General features: G+C 26.2%; 12 protein-coding genes. All 12 read right to left on the reverse strand.

Annotation, left to right across the window (positions count from 1 at the left end; translation table 11 throughout):
* Window positions 1–550 (reverse strand): Rpn family recombination-promoting nuclease/putative transposase (locus tag EZH24_RS07575; protein WP_137998513.1); only part of this gene is annotated, 550 nt, incomplete at its 3' end.
* A gap of 106 nt (window positions 551–656) precedes the next feature.
* Complete coding sequence (locus tag EZH24_RS07580; protein ID WP_272897886.1) at window positions 657–1,235, reverse strand: thiamine pyrophosphate-dependent enzyme; 579 nt, start codon at window positions 1,233–1,235, stop codon at window positions 657–659.
* A gap of 101 nt (window positions 1,236–1,336) precedes the next feature.
* Window positions 1,337–1,492 (reverse strand): hypothetical protein, encoded by a 156-nt coding sequence (locus EZH24_RS14080; protein WP_161976117.1) that lies wholly within the window; start codon window positions 1,490–1,492, stop codon window positions 1,337–1,339.
* Window positions 1,473–1,907 carry a hypothetical protein gene (locus EZH24_RS07585; protein WP_137998514.1) on the reverse strand — a complete coding sequence of 145 codons (435 nt, stop codon included), beginning with the start codon at window positions 1,905–1,907 and terminating at the stop codon, window positions 1,473–1,475. Before EZH24_RS07585 ends, EZH24_RS14080 begins: the two co-directional genes overlap by 20 nt.
* The gene (locus EZH24_RS07590; RefSeq protein ID WP_137998515.1) at window positions 1,904–2,116 is read right to left on the reverse strand and encodes a hypothetical protein; all 213 of its coding nucleotides are present in this window, start codon (window positions 2,114–2,116) and stop codon (window positions 1,904–1,906) included. The genes EZH24_RS07585 and EZH24_RS07590 overlap by 4 nt, the downstream gene beginning before the upstream one ends.
* Window positions 2,116–2,358: a hypothetical protein gene (locus EZH24_RS07595; RefSeq protein ID WP_137998516.1), complete on the reverse strand. Its 243-nt coding sequence runs from the start codon at window positions 2,356–2,358 to the stop codon at window positions 2,116–2,118. The genes EZH24_RS07590 and EZH24_RS07595 overlap by 1 nt, the downstream gene beginning before the upstream one ends.
* The gene (locus EZH24_RS07600) at window positions 2,348–2,764 is read right to left on the reverse strand and encodes a hypothetical protein (protein WP_137998517.1); all 417 of its coding nucleotides are present in this window, start codon (window positions 2,762–2,764) and stop codon (window positions 2,348–2,350) included. The genes EZH24_RS07595 and EZH24_RS07600 overlap by 11 nt, the downstream gene beginning before the upstream one ends.
* On the reverse strand, window positions 2,751–3,074 hold the full coding sequence (locus EZH24_RS07605) for a hypothetical protein (protein WP_137998518.1): 324 nt from the start codon (window positions 3,072–3,074) through the stop codon (window positions 2,751–2,753). Before EZH24_RS07605 ends, EZH24_RS07600 begins: the two co-directional genes overlap by 14 nt.
* Window positions 3,075–3,084: 10 nt before the next feature.
* Window positions 3,085–3,297: a hypothetical protein gene (locus EZH24_RS07610; RefSeq protein WP_137998519.1), complete on the reverse strand. Its 213-nt coding sequence runs from the start codon at window positions 3,295–3,297 to the stop codon at window positions 3,085–3,087.
* A 10-nt stretch (window positions 3,298–3,307) separates the two neighbouring features.
* Window positions 3,308–3,487 (reverse strand): hypothetical protein, encoded by a 180-nt coding sequence (locus tag EZH24_RS07615; RefSeq protein WP_137998520.1) that lies wholly within the window; start codon window positions 3,485–3,487, stop codon window positions 3,308–3,310.
* On the reverse strand, window positions 3,487–3,675 hold the full coding sequence (locus EZH24_RS07620; RefSeq protein ID WP_137998521.1) for a hypothetical protein: 189 nt from the start codon (window positions 3,673–3,675) through the stop codon (window positions 3,487–3,489). The genes EZH24_RS07615 and EZH24_RS07620 overlap by 1 nt, the downstream gene beginning before the upstream one ends.
* A gap of 9 nt (window positions 3,676–3,684) precedes the next feature.
* A complete protein-coding gene (locus EZH24_RS07625; RefSeq protein ID WP_137998522.1) occupies window positions 3,685–4,329 on the reverse strand; it encodes a DUF5131 family protein in 645 nt (214 codons plus the stop codon).
* Between the last annotated feature and the right edge of the window lie 125 nt (window positions 4,330–4,454).

The following is a 4,454-nucleotide window of genomic DNA, read 5'->3' on the forward strand; positions in this document are numbered from 1 at the left end:
TTTTAATATTTAAAAATTTAAACCAATCGGCAAGCGGTTCGTATAATTTTGATTTCTCATTAAATTTTTTTAACTCCAAAAAGTGCATTTCAAAATGGTTTGTCAGTATTTCGTTTGTATCGAATTCTTTAATAAAATAGCAACTATGAGGTTTATCCTTATTTTCCGTTAAATTGAAATCTAAAATATTAATGCTTATTACGGGATTTAAATCTTCGTATTTATTTTTCGCTTTCAAATTTGCCGTATAACTTTTAGCCCAATAATAAAGTCCTCTGTAAATGAAAGATTTATTTCCCACTCGCTGAATTTCAATAATGACAGTTTCTCCATTTTTAGTTTTTGCTCGCACATCTACTATTGTCTCTTTTCCGTTAATCGATTCTTTTAAGTTGAAAGTGTTAAGAATAGTTACTTCTTCAAATCCTTCTTGTCCAGCGTCAATTCTAACGGAATTAATCAAATCTTTAAGAATATTTTGACTATCTTCTTTTGAGAGTAGATACCGCATAAAATAATCGTTCAAAACTTTAAAATCTTTTTCCAACATAAGCAACATTATAACAGAATAATTTTATTTGTCAAAGATATTTAATTTAAAATAAAAATAACGGCTGCATATTTAATATACAACCGTTATAAACAATTCTAATTATTTATAGAACAGGGCTTTCATGCATAGCTTTTAAGCGAGTCCATCTTCTGTCGACTTCTTTTTGGAAAGCTCCGAGTATATCGGGATACTTCAAAAGATGTTTCGTTTTTCCCATCATTTCAAGCCATTTTTCAACGGGCAATTTTTTATCGTCCGCTATCATATTGGTAATTGTCGTTACTCCATGTTCCACTTCGTATAGAGGGAAGAAGCAAGTGTCAACCGCCGCTTTAATAACATCTTTACCCATATCGTCTGGAGATTTCCAGTTTAAAGGGCATGCTATTAAAAGTTTAACGAATGCCGTTCCATGATTATTCGCATACCATTGAGCTTTAGCCGCTTTTTTAACCAAATCCAAAGGATAAGATTCGCAGCCAGTGGCGATATACGGAATATGACAGCCCGCAAATATTTGAGCCACATCTTTATGGTTAAACTGTTTTCCGACTTCCGCTTTTCCAACATTCGATGTCGAAGTTCTATGTCCCAACGGAGTTGAGAACGATAATTGGTTTCCAGTATTCATGTATCCTTCGTTATCGTATTCGAGTATTATCATTTTATGATTTCTAAAAATGTATCATTATGCCATATAGCTATTACATTTTCAGTTGCAATATTAAAATCAATTTTATGTTCCTTTAAATAATCTAATACTAAATACATTACTTATCCTTATCAAAACTTATCTGAATAAACCATAAACTCTCTTAAAATACTTATTAATTCAACCCTATTATCATAGTAAAACCTAGCTTTGTCAGATAGGTTTTCTATTTCATTAGCTTCATCAGTAATATAGCCGTTGAAGTCTTCATATGTTTCTTTTATCATTTTTTAAGATCCTTATTTTTAATTCATAAGTTAAATGAATTATACATTTTTTTAACAAAGACAATAAACTACTAATATGTATATCCCATAAATAATAGCCGTATGGTAAATCTTTATGATAATTGTATACATCTTCGTTCAAATCATCTATTGTTATTTTTCTTATATCATCATCTTTTATAGTTTTAGCTACTTCATAAATAAAATTATAATTTTTTATTATATTATTATATTCTTCTGTATATTTTCTTAATATAAAAATAATTACATCAGCAAACAATTCGGCATTATAAAAATCTTCTTTTCTTTCTGCTTGTAAATATAGATGAACTAAATATGTTGTATGATAATTTTTATAATTATTAAAATTGTTAAACTTAATTTGTCTACATACTTCCATTATTTTTTTATTCATTTTTTATTTCCCAATTTATCCTCCCCAAATTCTTGTATACATTCCTTACATCTTAAATAATAAGAAGTATTTCCATCTTTTTTTAAATGTTTTTTATAGATATTACAATAATTTGAGTTCTCGCCTTCGCATAAATTACCGCATCTTTTTGTGTTCTCATCATCTATGCTAATCATCAATTTATATTGTATAAGTTTGTATTTAATCATTATTCTATCCTTAATAGCTTTTTTATTTCTGAATAGTCCTTATTAAACTCTGATAAAGCATTTTCTAAATATTCTATGTAATAAATAGTTTGTTTATCATTTTTTACAACATCAACTAATCTCACTTTACCTTTATACTCTTTGAAATAATCACAAACCATTTGTTTCCTACAATATCCAATCCCGCCTTGAGTACCTTTAACTTTAATTAAGAAAGGGCTGTTCTTAGTTTTATTTTTCATACTTACTCTCCAACATCTTATATTTTTTATAATCACTTAAATATGGAAATCCAGTATATTCCTGTTTCTCTTCAAGATAACATTCAATACAATGTTCATTAATATAGCCTAAAGCCACATCATAATAAATAAAATCTATAAAAGGTTTTGACTCATAACAATAATCACATATCATATATACATTTGATAATTTTCTTTCAAGTCTTTTAAATCTCTTTTTATCTGACTTCATTAACCTATTAAGTTTAGATTTTTTAATACTATAAACTTCTTGTAATGTTTCTATACTATCATTAAAATCATCTAGTATTATTTTATAGTCATCTAAATGCTTTTTATATTTTTTTATAATATTTTTATTTTTTAAAATATTTTTATATCTTTTATTTTCTCTAATTTTTCTCATCCATATTCTCCGAAACAACTATTTGAAATAGTTCTCCGATTTTATCCTGATAATATTCTTTTTTATTGCCCATCCTTCCATAACTACTGCGAATTGTACAAAAAGGAATATTTTTATTTCCTAAGAAAATAAGCTGAATATATTTGCCTTTTTTAAGTTCATAATAAGAACCGTCCAAAGCCTTTGTGTCATATTCTAGCAAGTCTTTATTTGTATTCTCATCAATAGTAATGTCTTTAACTGCCAATAATTCCGCAGTTGTCTGCTCCCAAAGTTTAGGGTATCTTTTAGAAAACTTTATTTTATTCATATTTAAACCTCTATAAATTAGTAGATAATAGATACATAAATAAATTAATTAAAAACAAAATAAAATAAGGAAATACAAATTGCTGAATAGTTTTATCCGTATTGTCTTTTTTTAACATCTGGTTTACATCCATTCCTCTTTTATTAGCTATTAAAAAAACAACAACCGCTAATAAAAAAATCATAGATAAAAATCCAAAATAAAACATAAAAATAATCTTCATTTTATATTCCTCACTTCTTTTTTCTTTTATCAGCTCTTCTCTTAAAATCTTTCTTCAGTTCAAAATCCAAACAAGCCTTACGGCTTACTAATGTAGAGCCTTTATATACCCGACAAATTAAAGAACCGTATGCAGATTTAGCAAACCTACATTCAAAGCAATAATATTGAGTTTTTTGTCTATTAGTCATTAAAAAACCTCCAGATATGGATTTTTAATGTATTCAATATCTTTTTTTAACTGAAAAATCTGATATTCATAATTAGATACTTCTCTCTCAAGTTCTGATACTCTTTTTTTAGTAGTGTCATTCTGTAAAGCATTTATTGCTAACAAAAATAATACCCAAAGAAACAAAGCAAAAATTAAGTTCTTCATAACTCCTCCTTATAAATATTTTTTAATATTATCTTTAAGAAATAATTTAATATTGTATTCATTACAAAATCTAATAATATTTTCTATCCATTCTTTTTGAGGAATAACTTTATCTTTTCTATTTCCTGTCTCTGCCCCAAGTATTATTTTTTTTATTCCTCTTATTTTAAAGATTGATTTTTTCGATATAGAATATAAATCTATAGGCTCTAAAATAGGTTCTATATTTATTAATCTATAATCATTTATAGAGTTTATATAGACTTCCAATTCTTCCTGAGTAGTTATAGTTAATCCTATAAAAATATTTTCAAACATAAAATGAGAAAGCCCTAAAGAAAATATTACTTTTTCAAAGTCATTATTTTTAGTTAAAAAATAGTATTCATTTTTAGGATTTTCTATTATAGTATTAAATACTGTTTTTATAGTATCATTATCCCAATATGCTATATCTGACATTGAGTTCATAAATATTCTTTTATTTTTTATTTTATTAATTTGCTTAAGTCTTTCTAAAAATATTTTAGGTTTAGAAAAGTCTTCAATAAAATTAAATCTATCATTTATTTTTTTAGCATAGCAATAAGGACAGCCTCTAGGACAACCAACAACAGGGTTTATTGTCATGTCGCACCATTCAATATTTTTCATTATTCCTCCCAAATTACAGGCTCGCCCAATAAATATTTTTTTATTTTATATAAAGTATCAAAGAAACCGTATGATACACTTACGGCATAGCCTTGTTCTTTTTTCTTTCTAAGCCATACCTTTTG

The organism is Brachyspira catarrhinii, from assembly GCF_005518285.1.
Taxonomy (GTDB): Bacteria; Spirochaetota; Brachyspiria; order Brachyspirales; family Brachyspiraceae; genus Brachyspira; species Brachyspira catarrhinii.

Bases quoted from the DNA above. Each gene is read 5' to 3' on its own strand.
- EZH24_RS07600 (WP_137998517.1), bottom strand. From the start codon at position 2,764: ATGAGAAAAATTAGAGAAAATAAAAGATATAAAAATATTTTAAAAAAT.
- EZH24_RS07610 (WP_137998519.1), bottom strand. From the start codon at position 3,297: ATGAAGATTATTTTTATGTTTTATTTTGGATTTTTATCTATGATTTTT.
- EZH24_RS07585 (WP_137998514.1), bottom strand. From the start codon at position 1,907: ATGAATAAAAAAATAATGGAAGTATGTAGACAAATTAAGTTTAACAAT.
- EZH24_RS07595 (WP_137998516.1), bottom strand. From the start codon at position 2,358: ATGAAAAATAAAACTAAGAACAGCCCTTTCTTAATTAAAGTTAAAGGT.
- EZH24_RS07615 (WP_137998520.1), bottom strand. From the start codon at position 3,487: ATGACTAATAGACAAAAAACTCAATATTATTGCTTTGAATGTAGGTTT.
- EZH24_RS07620 (WP_137998521.1), bottom strand. From the start codon at position 3,675: ATGAAGAACTTAATTTTTGCTTTGTTTCTTTGGGTATTATTTTTGTTA.
- EZH24_RS14080 (WP_161976117.1), bottom strand. From the start codon at position 1,492: ATGATAAAAGAAACATATGAAGACTTCAACGGCTATATTACTGATGAA.
- EZH24_RS07605 (WP_137998518.1), bottom strand. From the start codon at position 3,074: ATGAATAAAATAAAGTTTTCTAAAAGATACCCTAAACTTTGGGAGCAG.
- EZH24_RS07625 (WP_137998522.1), bottom strand. From the start codon at position 4,329: ATGAAAAATATTGAATGGTGCGACATGACAATAAACCCTGTTGTTGGT.
- EZH24_RS07590 (WP_137998515.1), bottom strand. From the start codon at position 2,116: ATGATTAAATACAAACTTATACAATATAAATTGATGATTAGCATAGAT.